Origin of the sequence: Novosphingobium sp. (assembly GCF_036733805.1) — a bacterium.
GTDB lineage: Bacteria > Pseudomonadota > Alphaproteobacteria > Sphingomonadales > Sphingomonadaceae > Novosphingobium.
In genome coordinates this window covers 12900-29706 of sequence record NZ_DAIMZT010000001.1, presented here as the reverse complement: position 1 = coordinate 29706, position 16807 = coordinate 12900, and the positions used below count along the sequence as shown (strand labels likewise).

Here is a 16807-nt window from a genome sequence, read left to right as displayed (position 1 = left end):
CATGGAAAGCTGGTCGCTCAGGCCCGAAGCGTGCCTTATCGAAGGGCTTTGGGTAACCGGGCTGGAAATGATCGATGTTCGCAATCCGGCCAATGATCGGGTGGTCGGTCGCGTGCCGAACCTAGGCGCGGGCCATGCCCAGGCCGCGATCGACGCCGCCGAGCGGGCATTGCCGGCATGGCGCGCGCGGACAGCGGCAAACCGGGCGGAGATCCTGGCCCGGTTCCACGGGTTGATCCTCAAGCATCTAGACGAGCTTGCCGCTATCCTTACCGCCGAGCAGGGCAAACCTCTGGCCGAAGCGGCAGGCGAGATCCGCTATGCCGCAAGCTTCGTCCAATGGTTCGCGGAAGAGGGCAAGCGCGCTTATGGTGAGGTGATACCCGCCACTGACACGGGCCGTCGCCTGATCGTTCTGAAACAGCCGATCGGCGTCGTCGGCGCGATCACGCCCTGGAACTTTCCTGCCGCGATGGTCACCCGCAAGTTGGCGCCCGCCCTTGCCGCCGGCTGCACGATGATACTGAAGCCCGCGGAACAAACGCCGATGACGGCCCTGGCGCTGGGTGCGCTCGCGCAGGAAGCCGGTGTGCCCCCAGGCGTCCTCAACATCGTTACAGGTGATGCGCAAGCGATCGGCAAAACGATGACTGACAGCGCCGCCGTGCGCAAGATCAGCTTCACGGGATCGACGCAGGTCGGCGCGCTGCTTTATGCGCAATCGGCGCCCACGATCAAGAAACTGAGCCTGGAATTGGGGGGCAACGCGCCGTTCATTGTTTTCGACGATGCGGACCTGGACGCGGCGGTTGCGGGCGCCATCCAGTCGAAGTTCCGGAACGCGGGCCAGACCTGCGTCTGCGCCAACCGTTTCTATGTCCAACGCGGCATTCACGATCGTTTCGTTGAGGCATTCGGCAAGGCTGCGTCCGCACTTGCCGTCGCGCCCGGCGATACGCCCGGAGCACAAGTCGGACCGTTGATCGATGATGCGGCAGTCCAGAAGGTGAAATCGCATCTGGAAGACGCGCTTGCAAAAGGGGCCAGGCTCGTTTCGGGCGGCAAGCTTGCCGCCGTGGGGGGCCGTTTCTTCGAACCGACGGTCATCGCAGGCGTGACCGAAGATATGATCGCAGCGCAGGAGGAGACATTCGGTCCCCTTGCCCCGATTACCCGGTTCGATACCGAAGAGGAGGTAATCCGGTTGGCGAATGATACGCCTTTCGGATTGGCCGCTTATTTCTATGCCCGAGACATTGGGCGGATCGTCCGCGTCGCCGAAGCGATCGAGGCCGGAATGGTGGGCGTCAATACCGGACTGATCTCAACCGAAGTCGCACCCTTCGGCGGCGTAAAGTCATCAGGACTGGGCCGCGAAGGTTCGCGCCATGGTCTCGAGGACTATCTCGAACTCAAGATGGTGTGCATGGAAATATGATACGGAACGAACGGCACCGACCGGGCAGAATAGAGCAAATCGCATGAACAAAGCCGGGAATATCTATGGGGTTGCGCTGAACGATCGCGAACAGGTCGAAGCGCTGGCATCCTCCTTTTCTGACAAGCCTTACGGAGCCCCGCCGCAAGCGCCCGTGGTTTATATGAAACCCAGCGTCTGCGCTGATGGCGGCCCGGTAAGATTGGCGCAAGGAACAACGCTTGTCGCTTCACCGACTCTCGCTCTGCTGTTCGCAAGGGACACTGCCAGAGTGAGCGAGGCCGATGGCTGGGGCCATGTCGGCGCCGTGTGTCTGGCGCTGGACCTCGCGCTGCCGCAGAAGGATTACTATCGGCCTGCGGTCGCCCAGCTCAATGGACCGGGCTTTCTGCCGCTCGGCGAATTTGTCGCGCCGTTCACGCCCGACGAGATTCGCACTTATATCGATAAGCAGCTCGTTCACAGCTGGCGACTGGACCGTCTCGTGCGGCCGATAGGCAAGCTGATCGCGGACCTGAGCGCGTTTATGACCTTGAGGGCCAGCGATCTCTTGCTGGTCGGTCTTCCCGGCGATGCGCCAATGTTGCGCGCCGGGCAAGAGGTGCACGTGGCGGCAAAGGGCTTGCCCGATCTGCGTCGCGAAATCCAGGAGATGCAGCCATGAAGCGCGCGCGTATCGCCTTTCGCGGGCGGGAACTTTGGGCGGAAGCGATCGAGAACGGGGAGGCGTTGCGATTGCCGGGCGGGCGCGTCATTTCTGCGCGCGAAGCGCATTGGTTGCCTCCAATCACTCCGGGCGCGGCGGTTTACGCATTGGGGCTCAATTATGCCGATCACAACCGCGAGCTGGGCTTTGCCGCGAAGCAGGAAAAACCGCTGATCTTCATGAAAGGCGGCAACGCCTTTGTTGGCCACAGCGGCGACACGGAGCGCCCGACCGACGCCGACCAAATGCATCCCGAATGTGAACTTGTGGCTGTGATCGGCCGACCCGCCCGGAATGTTCCAGCGCATGAGGCGCTGAGTTTCGTGGATGGCTATACCGTGGCCAACGATTATGCGATCCGCGAATATCTGGAGAACTATTACCGACCCAACGCCCGCGTGAAGAACCGCGACGGCACAACCGCACTGGGCCCCTGGATCGTCGATGCGGCGGACATTCCCGATCCACAGGCATTGACGCTGAGCACCCGCGTCAATGGTGTTGAGGTGCAACACGGATCGACGGCGGATATGATCCTGGATGTCGCGGGTTTGATCGCTTATTTGTCCTGCGTGACCACGCTGATGCCCGGTGACATGATCTTGACGGGCACACCTCACGGCGTTCACTTCTGCTCAGCAGGCGACATTGTGGAAACCGAGATCGAGGGTATCGGACGCCTGGTCAATCACCTGGTCGCGTCATGAGCCTCTATCACCTTTCAAAGCTTCTCTACACGCTTAACCGCGACGACGGCGCCAAGGCGCGTTTCCGGGCGGATGCCACCGGCTTTACCGCTGACTACCGGCTCACGGACGAGGAACGAACGGCGGTGCTCGATCGCGACATCGGGTTGCTGTATGTGCTCGGCGTCAATGGCCAGATCCTGATGCATTTCGCCGCTCTATGCGAGATCGAATGGTCGGATTATCTCCAGCGCATGCGCGACGGAGTGGCGAAATACGGTCCGGTCCGCGCCGGCATTTATGCGATGACAACCGGTATTGACGAGAAGGTGGCCGGAGCATGAGCTTGGTATTCACGGGAATTTGCAGCCATGCGCCAGGCATAACCGGGCGCGATGACCGCGCGCCCAGGCCGCTTCGCGACGGCCTGTATGATGCTTTCGAAGGGATGCGCAACGCGCTGCACGCATCAAAGCCGGATGCCCTGATCGTGGTCGCGGCGGAGCATTTCGCCAATTTCTTCATGAACAACATGCCTGCCTATGCCATCGGCATGAGCGATCAATACACCGGCCCCATCGAGGACCCCGACTGGCTGCGCATTCCCAAACGCGAAGCAAAGGGCGATCCAGACCTGTCCCGCCGTCTCGTGGCGGAAATGCTGAAGACAGTCGATGTCGCTTATTGCGAGGAATGGCAGTTCGACCACGGCATCATGGTGCCGCTGCATTTCCTGGACCCGGCCAATGAATTGACGATCATACCCGCCAATATCAATTGCCAAGGCCCTCCGCTAACGCCGCTTCACCGCGCCTGGACATTCGGCGAGGCGATCCGCCGCGCGGCAGACGCAGTGCCTCAGCGCATCGCGCTGGTCGCAACCGGCGGAATTTCCCATTGGCCAGCCACGCCTGACAGCGGCCGGATCAACGAGAAGTGGGATCGCGACTTTCTGGACCGATGGACTGCCAACGACCGGGAACGCCTGCTCGATTACACCGACGAAGCGACTTACGCGGATGCCGGACAGGGCGGCTTTGAAATTCGTACTTTCATTGCGGCTGCAGCCGCCGCAGGCGGGAAAGGTCGAGTCCATTTCTACGAGCCGATTCCGATTTTCGCCGTCGGCTGCACAATCGCGACGATGGAGATCACCTGATGGCCCATGTCATCGTGGAATGGACCGCCAATTTGGAGGGAGAATTTGACCTTCCCGGCTTGTTGCAACTGATCGCCGCAGAGATGCGCGATCGGTCCGAGGGGATATTCCCTATCGGCGGTGTCCGGGTGCGCGCCATTCGCCATACCGATTACGTCATCGCTGACGGCAAGGAGCCGCGGGACGGGTTCATCAATATCGACGTGAAAATGGGCGTCGGTCGTTCGGAAGCCTTCCGCAAGGCGTTTTTCGACCAGCTTTTCGGGGCGGTTTGCATCTTTCTGGGCGATCTTTTCGACCGCCGCCCGACGGCGCTTTCGCTTTATGTGGAAGAAGCGGAGGGCTGGAAGCGCAACACCATTCACCAGAGATTAGGGAAAAGCGGCTGATGGCGCTGACGCAGGATATCGTAAACGAGCTGGCCGAACGCCTGGACCAGGCGGAAAGAAGCAGGCAGCAGATCGGCCAATTTTCCCTCGAACATCCGACCATGACGCTGGACGACGGTTACGCCGTAAGCCGTGCCTGGGTGAAGAAAAAGCTGGACGGCGGACGGCGGATCATCGGCCACAAGATCGGGCTGACAAGCCGGGCCATGCAGCGCTCTTCCAATGTGAACGAGCCGGACTTCGGCACCTTGCTGGACGACATGCTTTTCCTGGACGGCCAGGATATTCCGGTGGACCGTTTCATCGAGCCGCGCGTCGAGGTGGAGCTGGCATTCATTCTCAAGCGCCAGCTCAAAGGACCGGGCTGCACCTTGTATGATGTTCTGAACGCCACGGACTATGTCACACCGGCCATAGAGATCATCGACGCGCGCATCGAGCGCATCGACAAGGCGAGCGGCGTGACCCGCAAGGTGTTCGACACAATCAGTGACAATGCGGCCAATGCCGGCATCGTGTTGGGTGGAAGGCCGATGAAAGTCGATGCCGTGGACCTGAGGTGGGTTTCCGCGCTTCTCTATCGCAATGGCGTTATCGAAGAATCGGGCGTAGCAGCCGCAGTGCTCAATCACCCGGCCAACGGCCCCGCCTGGCTCGCCAACAAGGTCGCGCCGCACGGCGAAATACTGGAACCGGGGCAGATCATACTGGGAGGCAGCTTCACAGCGCCGGTATTTGCGCGCGCCGGCGACAGTTTCCACGTCGATTACGGCCCGATGGGATCGATTTCCGTTCGCTTCGTTTGAAGCGAGGCAGCAGCCCGCGTTTATAGCGCCACGGCTTATTCGTGAACCGAACAGGGCACGGCGGTATAAAGCGGGGTAGAGGTTCGAAACGGCGCGGTCTCAATCAAAGACAACGCGACCAATCCGCTGACAGCCGCCAGTCCAACGAGTATCCACATCGCGCCCGCCAGCCCGAAAACATCAGCGACAACCCCGGCGACGATCGGCCCCCCCACTCCGCCACAGATCTCGCCGACGCCCATGACGATAGCGAGGGCGGTCGCCATGTACACGGGCGAGACGGTTTCGGACGGGATCGTGGCCATCACCAGCGACAAGCTGGCGATAATCATCCACCCTGCAAAGAGGAACCCAGCAAGCGTCCATGCGGAAGGTGGAGCCGCCAGCGCCGCCAGCGGCAGCAGGCAACCCATCAACGGAACCACGACCATCACCGGCTTGCGCCCCACCCGATCGCTGATCGCGGGCACCACGAACGCGCCGGTTGCCGCAGCCAGTCCGAGGGTGGACATCAGCCAGCTCATCTGGCCGGCGCTATAACCGGCCACTTGAGTCAGATAGACGGGCAGGAAAGTGTACGTAATGGCGAGATAGCCCACTATCAGCGTCGAAAGCACTGAGCATATAGCGATATTTCTATATCCGAACGCTTCTATCAGTCCCAGCTTCTTGCGGTCCGCGCCCTTGGATCGTCCTTGACTGTGATCTTCCACGAAGCGCCAGACGAGCACGGCGCAGACAATGCCGGGAACACCGGAAAGCCAGAACGCGCTGCGCCAGCCGAGCGCACTTGCAATGGCGACCAGGACAATCGGCGCCACGAACGAACCTAGAAGGTTCGAACCGAAGCTTTGCACGAGGCCCATCGCCAGACCCCGGCTCTTTGCCGGCACGCCGGATGCCACCAGCGATTGCGAGAGCGGCAGGATCGGTCCTTCGGCCACACCCATCAGGAACCGGGCGCCGATCAGGGTAAGAAAGGACACGGCAAAGCCCGACAGCACCGAACATAGCGAGAAACAGATAATAGCGGCGATTAGCAGCGGCTTGCGCGAATCCGCCTTGTCGGACGCAACGCTGACGAAAAAACCGGACACGGCCCAGGTCAGTGACAGGACGGCCGAAAGCAGGCCGATCTGCACATTGTCCAGCCGCAGTTCCTTTCCGACGAAAGGCATCAGGAAGTTCAGCGAATTGCGGTCGAAGAAAACGATCCCGAAGCTCAGGCAAAGAATGGTCACTAGCAGCCAACTACGGCCACCCTCTGTGGCGCCCACTTCCGTGCTAACTCCGTGCATTGTCCGATTTCCTTCCCGCGACGCCCCTGAGGGAACCACGGATGCCGAAGCGGGCTGAAGCACCTGCTCCGGCATCCATAGCCATTCGTTTTCTCTTAGAACCTCGTGCCGACGGTGACCCCGTACTGGCGCGGGCGATTGAAGTTCGCTTCATGGAAGCCGATCGAATAGTTCGAATCGCCGCTTTCGATGATGCGGTGGTCGGTCAGATTGTCAACGAAGGCGGTCACGCTCCATTGGCCGTCGTTGAATGAATATCCGATCGATGCGTTCACCAGCGCATAGGCCGGCTGGAACAGATATTTGGAGTTGATCGCATCGTTCCAGACATGGCTCGAATACATGGCGTCGGCGGACAACCGCACTTCGCCACGCTCCGACACCGGCGCACGATATTCGATGCGGCCGTTAAGCGTCCATTTCGGCGTTTTGGCCAGTTCCTTGTCGCTCGTGATCTGCTGATCCAGCGGCAGGGTCGCGATCGGCGTGGGCACATCCGTGTACTTTGCATCGAGATACCCAAGCCCGCCGGAGATCGTCAACCGCTCGAACGGAACCGCGCTCACTTCCAGTTCGGCACCGTTGATGTGCGCGGAGCCGCCATTACGCGTAATCGGCGCTCCCTGCTCATAAACGGTGAGCTGAATGTTGCGATAGTTCGAGTGGAACACCGACGCATTGACGCGAAGGTGACGGTCAAAGCCTTCCCATTTCACGCCGCCCTCGTAAGTGGTCAGCAGCTCAGGGTCATATGTAATGACCGCGGGCACCGGGATCAGATACCGGGTATTGAACCCCCCGCTCTTGAAGCCTTCGGAATAGCTTAAATAGAACAGCGTATCGTTGCTCGGCTTCCAGTCGACGCCCGCCTTGAAGGAAGTGTTGGTGAAGGACTTGTCGTAAGTGCCCGCCGGAATGAAGGGCGTGAAGGTGCCGGTCGGTCCGAACAGCCCCAGCAGGCCGTTGTCTACGCCGCCGGTGCCAGCCGGAACCCGATATTCCTTCTTGTCCTTGGTATAACGGACGCCGCCGGTTACCCGCAGCGTGTTGGTAACCTCGAAGTTGAGCTGGCCGTAAGCGGCGTAGCTCTTGTTCTTGACGAACGTATAGTTGGTGAGGCTGCCGAACGCGAGCGGCAGGGTGACATTCAGGAAGTCGTTGCCGGTTTCACGGAAATAATAAAGGCCGCCGACATACTTCAACCGCCGGCCGATGGCTTCTCCGGTCAGTTGCAGCTCCTGGCTGAACTGCTTTTGCTTGTAGTTAAAGTTGTCGTTCTCGGTCACCTTGAGCGGTGAGCCATCGGGATCGCGGTGGAAAGCACCGTCAGTGGAGCGATAGGCCGTGATCGACTTGATCGCCGCATCAAACGGCAGCTTCTTCTCCAGCGTCAGCGCGGTGCCCCAGATGTTGAGTTCCGTGCCGTTCGGACCCGTGGCATAAGTCGAATTAAGGTCCGGCGTGATCCAGCGCCCATCATATGGCTGAGTACCCAGCAAAGGCGCATCGACCAGGTTGTACAGGAACGCAAGGGACGGACTGCCCGGCGGAATGGGAACGATTTCGGTATCCACCTTGCCGGTTTTCCGGTTGTAGATCAGATCGGTCCGAGTGGTCGCTCCAGGGGCGGTCAGGGTGATGCCAACCAGCTTGCTGGCAGCGTTCTGTTCGCGAATGCGCGTGCCGTCGACCGTAAGACGGGCCGAGAACGTATTGGACGGTTCGAACAGGACCGTGGCGCGGGCGGAATCGCGATTGACGTTGCCGAGGTCGCGGTTGTCAAGCAGGCCATGAATATAGCCGTCGCGGTTCTTCGACGAGGCGACCAGCCCCACCCGCAGATTGTCCGTAACCGGTCCGCTCACGGAGAGGCGCAGGTCGGCGCGGTCATCGGAACCACCGGTGACGGCGGCGCTGCCCTGGAAAGTCTTGCCCGGATCGCGCGTAACCAGGCTGATCGCGCCGCCGATCGTGTTGCGACCGAAAAGCGTTCCCTGCGGGCCGCGCAGCACTTCCACGCGCTCAAGGTCAAGGACATCCATCACCCCGCCGATCGACCGAGCGACATAAACGCCGTCAATATAAGTGCCCACGCCGGGATCGGTGGTCAGCTGAAAGTCCGTCTGGCCGATGCCCCGAATGAACACGACGGCGCCCGAAGAGGCGCCGCTGACCGGTGACGTGGTGTTGAAGACGAGGTTAGGCGTCATCTGGCCAAGTTCGGCGATATCGCCGCGCCCCTTCGCCTCCAGCATCGCGCCGGTCACTGCGGTGATGGCGATCGGCGTATCCTGGAGATTTTCGGTCCGCTTCTGCGCGGTGACGACGATCTCTTCCAGGCCGCCGCCGCTCTGAGCGGTCGCGGTGCCGCCCGCATCCTGCGCGATCGCCGCCGTCGAGCATAGCAAAAGCGCCGGCAGCGTTCCCACACACGCCACCGAAAGATGGCGCAGCTTGAATTCCCTGTTTACAATCATGTCCTTAACCTTTTCCCTGAATAGTCTTCGAGCGGCAATGCCAAGCCGAAGTACCCATCACTGGTTTAGTTGGATTGCAAAAAGGGTCTTGTTCAACGCGGAGCTTGATGTTGCTCACAGCGGCACGGTACATCTGCCCAGCCCGATAATGATAGGCAACTCAGCAAGACCTGAGGAAACCCGCGCCTCGGACCGAACCATCCGCGCGTTTGCAGGTCTCGATTTCGCCGTGCCGTTGTGCCGCCCGAAGCAAACAGTAGTGCCCCTGATGCAAAGACGGCCGCCGAAGGTGGACGGATAAGCGATCGCGTAATGGCGCGTGGCGCGTCAAATCATAAATTGGAGGTGATGCGATATGTCGCAGAACGTGACCAAGGTGGCGGCGGTACAAGCGGCGCCGGCATTCCTCAACCTTGAGAAGGGCGTGGAAAAAACCATCGCCCTGATCGAAGAAGCCGCGGCCGCCGGAGCCAAGCTGATTGCGTTTCCGGAATGCTGGTTGCCCGGTTATCCGTTCTGGGCATGGCTCGACTCGCCGGCATGGGGCATGCAGTTCGTCGGCCGTTACTTCGAAAATTCCATGACGGCGAACGGGCCCGAAGCGCAGCGGATCGCCGCCGCGGCCGCCGCGAACGACATCTGGGTGGTCCTGGGATACAGTGAGCGTTGCGCCGGCAGCCTCTATATCGCCCAATTGCTGATCGACGACAGCGGCCGGATCGTGCACGCCCGGCGCAAGCTGAAGGCGACGCACGTGGAGCGGACGATTTTCGGCGAAGGCGACGGCAGCGACATTCGGGTGCACGCGACCCCGCTTGGCCGGGTGGGCGCGCTTTGCTGTTGGGAACATCTCAATCCGCTGACCAAGTACGCCATGTATGCGCAGAATGAGCAGATCCATGTCGCGGCGTGGCCCAGCTTTTCGCTCTACCAGGGCACGGCTTACGCGCTCGGGCCTGAGCTCAACAACGCGGTAAGCCAGGTCTATGCCGCGGAAGGCCAATGCTTCGTGGTAGCCCCCACCGCTGTGGTGACACCGGAAATCGTCGAGATGATGTGCGACACAGATGCCAAGCGCGCGCTGCTGCCGCTCGGCGGCGGTTACACGGTAATCTATGGCCCCGACGGCAAGCTGCTGTCGGAACGACTGGCGCCCACCGAAGAGGGCCTGGTCTATGCAGACATCGACCTTGGGATGATCCCCTTCGCGAAAGCCGCTGCGGACCCAGCGGGCCACTATTCGCGGCCGGACGTCGCGCGCCTGCTCTTCAACGCCGCGCCCTCGACTTGCGTCGAGCGGCTGGATGGCGGCGCTTCGCCTCGCGACTACAGCGCCGTCTTCGCGCAGGACTGCGTCGACGAGTTGGCGGTCGAGCCCGAGGCCCCCGGCCCCGTCATTCTCTGAATATCTGACAGGACATATCCGCCATGGAATCCGCTATCCCTCCCCACCTCCGCTGCCCGCGCACGCGCGCGAGGCGTTGCGCGGACGATTACCAGCCGCCCGTTCCGGCATGGACGGCGCGCGGCGACACTGCCCTTGAGCAGGTAGTGATGGCCTATTACGGCGTACAATGGCGCGCCGGTGAGGAAGCCCGAGCCGGTGAAGCATGCGCCGCGATCGCCGACCAGTTGAAAAATGCCCGTGGCGTAAGCCCGCTGGAGCGGGCGCGCTATCTCGACCCACAGGGCTATGAGAACCAGATTCACATCGTCTACTGGACCGATCTCGATGCGTACCGCCAATTCGCCGAAGATCCGGTGGTCGAAGGTTGGTGGCGTTCCCTCGACCGGGAAAGCGACAGCGTCGGCGTGTTCCGCGAGGTGTTCAGCCCGCGCGTCACGCACATGGAAACACTGTTCAATGCCCCCGATTATCTCGTGGGCGCGGGCTCGGCCCTGGGCAGGCACAGCGACAGCGACGTGCAAGAACATGCCTATTGGGGCGGAATGCGGGATCGTATGCCCATATCCCAGGTCGATCCACTGCCCGCGAGCGGAGAAGTCTTGACCCGCCCTGGCCCGAGCCCCGCGCGCATCCGCCTTGTCGGCCACGACAATATCGCCGTCATCCGCTCGGGCCAGGACTGGTCGAAGACGACCGGCACGGAACGGGAACTCTATCTTTCGAAAATGGCGCCTACCCTGCGAGCAGGCATGGACTTCCTGAGCACTCGAGGGCTGGAAATCGGCTGCTACGCCAACCGCCTCATGTACAATCTCGATGCATCAGGGCAGCCGATCGACCGGGCGTTCGGCCTTGGCTATTGGCGGTCGCTGGAAGACATGGAAGCCTGGGCAGAGCATCATCCCACCCATATTGCCATCTTCGACGGCTTCATGGACATCGCCAGAACCCTCCAAGGCCAGTTCGACCTTCGCCTTTTCCACGAGGTCTGCGTCGTCAAGTCGGATCAACAGCAGCTTGAATATATCGGTTGCCATGACAAGACCGGCCTGATGGCGGCCCTTGCCGCCTGACCTGGTCGATCTCCCAACCCGGCGCGGCGTTCGGGAAACCTCCTGGATCACGTCGCCGGAACACCGCCCGCCCGGATCATTCTGGATCCGGGCGGGCGATTGATTTCAGCGCTTGATCGACAGTTGCAGGCCAACGGTGCGTGGCGGGTCGGTCGCCACCAGCGCGCCACCCGTCTGCAGGAACGCCGGGAACGCATAGTTTACCACGCGTTTGCCCGTAAGGTTCTTGCCGATAAGCGCCAGCTCGACCCCAAGATCGTCGTTTCGCACGCCCAGCCTGAGGTTCAGCTTCGCGTAGCCCGGCGATGCGGGAATGACGAAGCTCGCCGCATCGTTCAACGCTTCCTTGCTACGGAACTCTACGATCGCATCGCCGATGAACCGAAGACCCTGGCGCTCGTGGGATTGATACGACAACTTGCCCACGCCGCTCCACTTCGGGGCGAAAACCAAGCCGGGGATCGCGCCGGCGACCGCCTTGGTCTTCTTGGCGTCTGCATAGGTGACATTGCCTGAGAGCGACAGACCATCCGTGATGGCCCAGGCGAGTTCCGCCTCCACGCCGCGCGAACGGATGTCATCATTGCGCACGATAAAGCTTGTGCCCGTGAAGAACGCGATCTGATAATCGTTTACATCGGTGTTGTAGAACGCAAGATTGAGATGGCTTCCCGGCGCGAAGCCGATCTTGGCGCCGACTTCGATGGTCTTTGCATGTTCATCCTTGAACTCCGCAGCGGAGAGCACGGTCGGATCGGTCTGGAAACCGCCGCCTTTCGAACCCGTGGCGTAGCTCGCGTAAAGCATGGTCCGGTTCATGACCTCGTACTGGACACTTGCCGACCAATCCACGAACTCCTCCTTACGGCGCAAGGTCGCGGGCGCGAACGGTGTGAAGAGCACGGTGGTTAGCAAGCCCGGACGCAGGATGTCGCGCCGGTACGATCCCGACTTGTCCGCATGATCGTACCGAAGGCCGCCTACGATGGTAAGGTGATCGATCGGCCGCAAGGTGCCCTGTCCGAAAAGGGAAAGAGTCTCGGTCTTCTGCCGATAATATGTCCGGAACGCACCGGTAACCGGTGTTCCCGCCATGCGGATGACGTCGAAGGTATCGTCGAAGTTCCACTTGTCGTTGTAGTAATAGCCGCCAGCAAGCCAGCTGAACGCCCCTCGATCAGGCGACGCGATGCGCAGTTCCTGCGAAAAGGCATGATCGGATTCGTTGCCACTCCTCAGCCCCGGATTGTTGACGGTTCCCGTGAGGCTGACCATCTGGAAATCCTTGTATTTCGAATAACCGGTCAGCGCCGTCACCGTGTAATCGCCAAGACCCAGTTCGAGCGTCGACACGTAGCGCTGGCCGTCGTTGTCGATGCCCAACCCCCGATTGCCCGCCCTGCCCGTCGCATGCGTCCGGTCACTGGTTGCGGCCACGAAATTCGGGTCGCCGTAAAGAGCGGAGGTCGCCGCCAACCGGCCGAGCTGGTCAACCGCAGCGTAGAAGGGCTGTCCGGTCAACTTGTAATCCGAGTATTGACCCGACACGGTCCATTTCAGGTTGTCGGCCGGTGTCCAGGCCAGGGTGGCGCGAATGGCATTGGTTTTCGTGCTCGGTTCGTCACGCCCCGTGAGGCGATTGTCTATCCAGCCGCCGATCCGCGTCAACTGACCGGCGACGCGCAGCGCCAGGGTCTTGTTCAGAGGAACGTTGACGGCGCCGTCCAGTATATCGCTGCCCTGAAAGAACTCGTGCGTATAACTGCCTTCGAACCCGAATACGTCCTTTGGCTTCTTGGTCACAAGGCTGATAGCGCCGACGCTGGTGTTCTTGCCGAGCACGGCGGCCTGGGTGCCTTTGAGGATTTCGATCCTGTCGACATCGAACAAGGCGGCCGAATAATCGCGTGGATGGCCAAGGAAGATGCCGTCTGCGAACAACCCGATCGTCTGCTCGAAGCTGTTGTTGGACGGGCTTGAGCCAAGGCCCCGCATTGTCGGATTAACAAGGCCGGCCGGCGCGTTCTGAATGCGGACGCCGGGCACCGCCGTCGTCAGTTGCTCTACCGATGTGACGTTGGCCGCTTGCAACGCGGAACCGCCGATGACCGAAACGGTGGTCGGCACTTGCTGAAGCGACATGTCACGCTTCAGGGCTGTGACGATGATTTCCTCAGGCGTTGCTTCCTGCTTCGCGCTACTGTCCTTTGGAAGCGCGTCCTGCCCCCACGCCGTCGCCGGGATACACGCAAGCGCCGCCTCCAATGAAAGCCGCGCGAGGCGGCTTGCCGATATAGACCCCATTATCCTTTCCCCTTCCCGTTTTTTTGACGCAGCACCTCGCCGCCGGAATCGCTTCATCCGGCGGGTCGATCTGCGGTCTTGGTCGAACTCGTGTTGTTAGATAGCTGGTACGTTAGTCACGATGGTCTGCGAGTTGGTATATTCAGCCAGGCCCTCCAACGCGTTCTCAATGCCGATGCCGGATTGCTTGTGGCCGCCAAAGGCAACGTGCGGCGAGAAGCTGTGAATCTCGTTGATCCACACGGTCCCAGCCTCAATCCTCTCTGCGATCGCGCGACCCTTGGTTACGTCCTTGGTCCACACCGAGGCCGCGAGGCCGTATTCGGTGTTGTTGGCGCGCGCGATAACGTCTTCAATGTCATTGAACTTGAGCAGCGGCAGAACCGGCCCGAAAGCTTCCTCCGCGACGACGCGGCTGTCTTCGGGGGGATTGTCGACAATAGTGATGGGAACGAAATAGCCGGGACCATCCGCAACCTCGCCGCCAAGCAGGAAGCGATTGCCCGCCGCCTTGGCGTCGGCCAACAGGTCCTTTAGCTTTTCGAATTGCATCTTGTTCTGGATCGGCCCCAGGTCGGTCCCCTGCTCAGCGCCGTCACCCACCTTCACGGTCCGCGCGTAAGCCACCAAAGCATCGGCCAGCTCGTCATAAATGTCTTCGTGGATATACAGGCGCTTGGCCGCCACGCAGAATTGTGCGCTATTCTGGAAAGCCGCCCAGAACAGTTCTTTTGCGGTTTTCTCAATATCCACGTCAGGCAGCACGATCGCCGGATCGTTGCCACCCAGTTCCAGAGTGATCCGCTTGAGATTGCCGGAACATGACGCCATGATCCTGCGGCCCGTCTCGGTGGAACCGGTAAAGCTGATTTTGCGGATATCGGGATGCTGAGTCAGCCAGGCGCCCAGGTCGTTGCCGCCTGAAACCACGTTAAGAATGCCCGGCGGCAGGATGTCACGGACGATTTCCCCAAGCTTCAACGTGCAGAGCGGGGTCCAGGGCGAAGGCTTGAGCACCATCGTGTTGCCAGCGACAAGCGCAGGAGCGATCTTCCAGATCGCCAGGAGAACGGGGAAGTTCCACGGCGTGATCCCGCCTATCACGCCCAGCGGCACCCGCCGTGTCTCAACGCTGCGCATATCGCTCTGCTCCGCCATGTGCGGCGCAAGTTCTTGCTTCGCGATCTCACGGCACCAGATCGCAGAGCCTCCGATTTCCCACTCGGCGCCGGCACGGGCCTTGCCCTGCTCGAGCGTCAACAGCCGCATGAAATCCTCGGCATGTGCCTCGATCGCATCGCCGATGCGTGCGACATACGCCTGGCGCTCCACGAGAGGCAGCGCGCTCCAGGCCGGGAAAGCCTTTTTGGCCGCCGCCACGGCCGCTTCAAGCTGATCCCGGCTGGCATCGGGCACCACCGCGATCACTTCTTCGGTCGCGGGATTGAACGCCTCAAACGTCGCGGACGCACTCGCCGCGCGACCGTCGATCGTCATGGTATAATCGGAGAAGAAATCGATAGCCATGATTGCGGCCTTTCAGACAGATGGAGAAGGGGAAGGGCTCTCTTTGCCGAGCGCCCGGCGCAGAATCTTGCCCGTACTGGTTTTTGGAAGGTCTTCGACGAAACGGACTTCGCGCGGCACCTTGTAGGCTGCCAGGTGTTCTCGACAGTGGACTATCAGCTCGCTTTCACTGAGCGCTGCGTCTCGATGACACACGACGAACGCCACGGCGATCTCGCCCTTTTCCTCGTTCGGGGCCCCGACCACCGCGACCATGGCCACGGCCGGATGAGCCGCGATCACCTGCTCAAGCTCGGCCGGATAGACGTTATAACCGGCCGTAAGGATCATATCCTTCTTGCGATCGACGATAAGGAGGTAGCCATCCTCGCTGCGCCGCGCGATGTCGCCGGTGGCCAACCAGCCTTCGGCATCGATGGCTTCGCGAGTCGCGGTTTCGTTCTGCCAATAACCCTTCGTCACTAGAGGGCCGCGAACCAGCAGCTCGCCGGCTTCACCGGGCAGCGCGTCGCATGCAAGATCCTCAAGATCGGCGAGCCGCGCCTCCATCCCCGGAAAGGGAAGGCCGATCGAGCCGAGCCGGGGCGCCCAGTAAGGCGAGTGAGTTACCGCCGGGCCGCTGACCTCGGTCATCCCCCAAAGTTCCAGCAGCGGGCAGCCGAAGCGTTCCACGACCGCTTCCAGCTTTGCAACCGGCATCGTCTGACCGCCTACAGTGCAGCGCGAAAGACTGGAAAGATCCGCCGTCGACAGCTCCGCCGCGCCGAGCATCTGGTAATACATCGTGGGAACGCCTTCGAAGAGCGTGATCCGCTCCGCCTCGATCGCCCGCAACGCTTCTGCAGCATCGAACCGGCGCGGAGCGTAAAGCCAGGCGCCGGTCAGGAAGGCCGAGTTCATGACGACGTTGCCGTATACGTGCGGAAAGGGAAGCGCGGAATAAATCCGGTCGCCGCTGTGCCGGACATGGATCGTCGCGGTCTGCGCCACGCACTCGAAGATGTTGGCCTGCGTGAGCATGGCCCCCTTGGGCCGCCCGGTGGTGCCCGATGTGTAGCCGATCGTGAAGAGCGCGTCGGGTGCGATCTCGACCGGCGCGATCCACGTTCCGTTCAGCAGGGCGTCGAATGCCAATGCCGTGCTGTCCCCCACGCCGTCATCGACAACCGTCAACAGGCTGGACGTGGGTAGTGCTTCGATGCGACCCGAAGGCACGATAATAGCGCGAGCCTGTGCGTCGGCGGTGATGAAGGCCACTTCCGCCGGGCTCAGCAGGATGTTCGCGGGAACGACGACGGCGCCCAAGCGGGCGATCGCGTGATAGGCGACGATCCACTGCCAGCTATTGGGAAGATGAAGGACCACTCGGTCCCCCACCCCTACGCCGCGCTCGGACAATCCGCCTGCAAAACGACCCGATAGCCGATCGATGTCAGCGAAGCTGAGCGTCCGGTCACCGGGGAAAGCAAAAGCCTCCCTCTCGCCCCAACGCTTCGCCGCCTGATAGGCCAGATCTCCGATGAGCGCGCGCATCAC

Annotated in this window: 14 protein-coding genes; 9 read left to right on the top strand and 5 right to left on the bottom strand. The window is 61.3% G+C overall.

The window, feature by feature from the left end:
• Position 1: 1 nt before the first annotated feature.
• The 7 genes from V7D69_RS00135 to hpaH are packed head-to-tail and all read left to right on the top strand — an operon-like array spanning position 2 to position 5184.
• Positions 2–1438 (top strand): NAD-dependent succinate-semialdehyde dehydrogenase, encoded by a 1437-nt coding sequence (locus V7D69_RS00135; RefSeq protein ID WP_333604762.1) that lies wholly within the window; start codon positions 2–4, stop codon positions 1436–1438.
• A 43-nt stretch (positions 1439–1481) separates the two neighbouring features.
• Positions 1482–2102: a fumarylacetoacetate hydrolase family protein gene (locus V7D69_RS00130; protein ID WP_324062546.1), complete on the top strand. Its 621-nt coding sequence runs from the start codon at positions 1482–1484 to the stop codon at positions 2100–2102.
• Complete coding sequence (locus V7D69_RS00125) at positions 2099–2851, top strand: fumarylacetoacetate hydrolase family protein (protein WP_324062544.1); 753 nt, start codon at positions 2099–2101, stop codon at positions 2849–2851. Before V7D69_RS00130 ends, V7D69_RS00125 begins: the two co-directional genes overlap by 4 nt.
• Positions 2848–3174: an aromatic ring-opening dioxygenase subunit LigA gene (locus V7D69_RS00120; RefSeq protein ID WP_324062543.1), complete on the top strand. Its 327-nt coding sequence runs from the start codon at positions 2848–2850 to the stop codon at positions 3172–3174. Before V7D69_RS00125 ends, V7D69_RS00120 begins: the two co-directional genes overlap by 4 nt.
• Positions 3171–3989 (top strand): extradiol ring-cleavage dioxygenase, encoded by an 819-nt coding sequence (locus tag V7D69_RS00115; protein ID WP_324062541.1) that lies wholly within the window; start codon positions 3171–3173, stop codon positions 3987–3989. The genes V7D69_RS00120 and V7D69_RS00115 overlap by 4 nt, the downstream gene beginning before the upstream one ends.
• Positions 3989–4378: a 5-carboxymethyl-2-hydroxymuconate isomerase gene (locus V7D69_RS00110; protein WP_333604761.1), complete on the top strand. Its 390-nt coding sequence runs from the start codon at positions 3989–3991 to the stop codon at positions 4376–4378. Before V7D69_RS00115 ends, V7D69_RS00110 begins: the two co-directional genes overlap by 1 nt.
• A complete protein-coding gene (gene hpaH / locus V7D69_RS00105) occupies positions 4378–5184 on the top strand; it encodes a 2-oxo-hept-4-ene-1,7-dioate hydratase (RefSeq protein WP_324062538.1) in 807 nt (268 codons plus the stop codon). The genes V7D69_RS00110 and hpaH overlap by 1 nt, the downstream gene beginning before the upstream one ends.
• A 35-nt stretch (positions 5185–5219) precedes the next feature.
• Here the strand turns inward: hpaH and V7D69_RS00100 are convergent, their stop codons facing one another.
• Positions 5220–6482 carry an MFS transporter gene (locus tag V7D69_RS00100; protein WP_333604760.1) on the bottom strand — a complete coding sequence of 421 codons (1263 nt, stop codon included), beginning with the start codon at positions 6480–6482 and terminating at the stop codon, positions 5220–5222.
• Positions 6483–6577: 95 nt separating this feature from the next.
• Positions 6578–8959, bottom strand: a complete 2382-nt coding sequence (locus V7D69_RS00095) for a TonB-dependent receptor (RefSeq protein ID WP_324062534.1) — start codon at positions 8957–8959, stop codon at positions 6578–6580.
• Between the two features lie 355 nt (positions 8960–9314).
• On the opposite strand from V7D69_RS00095, the gene V7D69_RS00090 reads away from it, so the two are divergent.
• Together V7D69_RS00090 and V7D69_RS00085 are read left to right on the top strand one after the other, a co-directional pair.
• On the top strand, positions 9315–10364 hold the full coding sequence (locus V7D69_RS00090) for a carbon-nitrogen hydrolase family protein (protein WP_324062533.1): 1050 nt from the start codon (positions 9315–9317) through the stop codon (positions 10362–10364).
• A gap of 23 nt (positions 10365–10387) precedes the next feature.
• Positions 10388–11440, top strand: coding sequence for a phenylacetaldoxime dehydratase family protein (locus V7D69_RS00085; protein WP_324062531.1), 1053 nt, complete (start codon positions 10388–10390; stop codon positions 11438–11440).
• Positions 11441–11545: 105 nt separating this feature from the next.
• Here V7D69_RS00085 and V7D69_RS00080 read toward each other — a convergent pair whose 3' ends face one another.
• The 3 genes from V7D69_RS00080 to V7D69_RS00070 form a co-directional block, all read right to left on the bottom strand.
• Entirely contained in the window at positions 11546–13744 is a 2199-nt protein-coding gene (locus V7D69_RS00080) for a TonB-dependent receptor (protein WP_333604759.1), read from the bottom strand.
• Positions 13745–13840: 96 nt separating this feature from the next.
• Positions 13841–15271, bottom strand: coding sequence for an aldehyde dehydrogenase family protein (locus V7D69_RS00075; RefSeq protein ID WP_324062528.1), 1431 nt, complete (start codon positions 15269–15271; stop codon positions 13841–13843).
• Between the two features lie 12 nt (positions 15272–15283).
• Positions 15284–16804: an AMP-binding protein gene (locus tag V7D69_RS00070; protein WP_324062526.1), complete on the bottom strand. Its 1521-nt coding sequence runs from the start codon at positions 16802–16804 to the stop codon at positions 15284–15286.
• Positions 16805–16807 lie beyond the last annotated feature (3 nt).

Excerpts from the sequence above, each read along its gene's own strand:
- V7D69_RS00135 (WP_333604762.1), top strand. The coding sequence starts at position 2 with ATGGAAAGCTGGTCGCTCAGGCCCGAAGCGTGCCTTATCGAAGGGCTT.
- V7D69_RS00130 (WP_324062546.1), top strand. The coding sequence starts at position 1,482 with ATGAACAAAGCCGGGAATATCTATGGGGTTGCGCTGAACGATCGCGAA.
- V7D69_RS00125 (WP_324062544.1), top strand. The coding sequence starts at position 2,099 with ATGAAGCGCGCGCGTATCGCCTTTCGCGGGCGGGAACTTTGGGCGGAA.
- V7D69_RS00120 (WP_324062543.1), top strand. The coding sequence starts at position 2,848 with ATGAGCCTCTATCACCTTTCAAAGCTTCTCTACACGCTTAACCGCGAC.
- V7D69_RS00115 (WP_324062541.1), top strand. The coding sequence starts at position 3,171 with ATGAGCTTGGTATTCACGGGAATTTGCAGCCATGCGCCAGGCATAACC.
- V7D69_RS00110 (WP_333604761.1), top strand. The coding sequence starts at position 3,989 with ATGGCCCATGTCATCGTGGAATGGACCGCCAATTTGGAGGGAGAATTT.
- hpaH (WP_324062538.1), top strand. The coding sequence starts at position 4,378 with ATGGCGCTGACGCAGGATATCGTAAACGAGCTGGCCGAACGCCTGGAC.
- V7D69_RS00100 (WP_333604760.1), bottom strand. The coding sequence starts at position 6,482 with ATGCACGGAGTTAGCACGGAAGTGGGCGCCACAGAGGGTGGCCGTAGT.
- V7D69_RS00095 (WP_324062534.1), bottom strand. The coding sequence starts at position 8,959 with ATGATTGTAAACAGGGAATTCAAGCTGCGCCATCTTTCGGTGGCGTGT.
- V7D69_RS00090 (WP_324062533.1), top strand. The coding sequence starts at position 9,315 with ATGTCGCAGAACGTGACCAAGGTGGCGGCGGTACAAGCGGCGCCGGCA.
- V7D69_RS00085 (WP_324062531.1), top strand. The coding sequence starts at position 10,388 with ATGGAATCCGCTATCCCTCCCCACCTCCGCTGCCCGCGCACGCGCGCG.
- V7D69_RS00080 (WP_333604759.1), bottom strand. The coding sequence starts at position 13,744 with ATGGGGTCTATATCGGCAAGCCGCCTCGCGCGGCTTTCATTGGAGGCG.
- V7D69_RS00075 (WP_324062528.1), bottom strand. The coding sequence starts at position 15,271 with ATGGCTATCGATTTCTTCTCCGATTATACCATGACGATCGACGGTCGC.
- V7D69_RS00070 (WP_324062526.1), bottom strand. The coding sequence starts at position 16,804 with ATGCGCGCGCTCATCGGAGATCTGGCCTATCAGGCGGCGAAGCGTTGG.